This window comes from Streptomyces sp. SID11385 (assembly GCF_010548245.1).
Taxonomy (GTDB): domain Bacteria; phylum Actinomycetota; class Actinomycetes; order Streptomycetales; family Streptomycetaceae; genus Streptomyces.
Genome location: NZ_JAAGLR010000171.1, coordinates 1 through 771, shown reverse-complemented (window position 1 = coordinate 771; position 771 = coordinate 1). Strand labels below are relative to the sequence as shown.

Annotated in this window: 1 protein-coding gene; it reads right to left on the bottom strand. The window is 79.4% G+C overall.

Annotated features, from left to right (window positions below):
• On the bottom strand, positions 1–771 hold a 771-nt coding region (locus G3I42_RS05305; protein WP_275405224.1), incomplete at both ends, for an ROK family transcriptional regulator.

Genomic DNA, 771 nt, shown 5'->3' with positions numbered 1-771 from the left:
CCCCGAGGCGCCCCGGCGCAGCGCGCCGTCGAGCACGACCGCCGCGCCCACGCCGTGGCCGAGCCACAGCAGTGCGAAGGTGTCGCGGTCGCGGGCCGCGCCCGCGCGCAGTTCCGCGACGGCGGCGAGGTTGGTCTCGTTCTCGACGAGGACGGTGCCCGCGAAGCGCTCCCGCAGCACGGGCACGAGCGCGCGGTGCCAGGGCGGCAGCCCCGTGCTGTCGCGCAGCTCGCCCGTGCCGGGGGTGACGAGACCGGGCGCGCCGACGCCCACGGCACGCAGCTCGGGGACGCCCGCGCGGGCCGCCGTGTCCGCAAGGAGGTCCACCGCGCGGGCCACGGCCGCCTCGGTGCTCGCGGCGGGGTCGACCGGTGCGGAGGACTCGGCGAGGGTCGCGCCGAGCAGGTCGGTGACGAGGACGGAGACGCTGTGGGTGCGCACGTCGAGCCCGGCGAGGTGGGCGCGGTCGGCGACGATCCCGTAGATCCGCGCGTTGGGGCCGCGTCTGCGCTGCTCCGAGGCGCCGACCACCTCGATGAGCCCGGCGGCGCCGAGCCGTTCGACGAGGTCGGCGACGCTCGGGCGCGAGAGCCCGGTGAGTTCCTTGAGGCGCGCGGCGGTGAGCGGGCCGTGCTCCTGGAGCAGGCGCAGCGCGAGCCGGTCGTTGAGGGCGCGGGCCGTACTGGGCGAGGCGGGCGCGGGGCGCGCCGCCGTGCCGGGTGCGCCGGGACGGGCGGGCGCGGGCGGTACGGAGCCGGGGCGCTCCTGGGG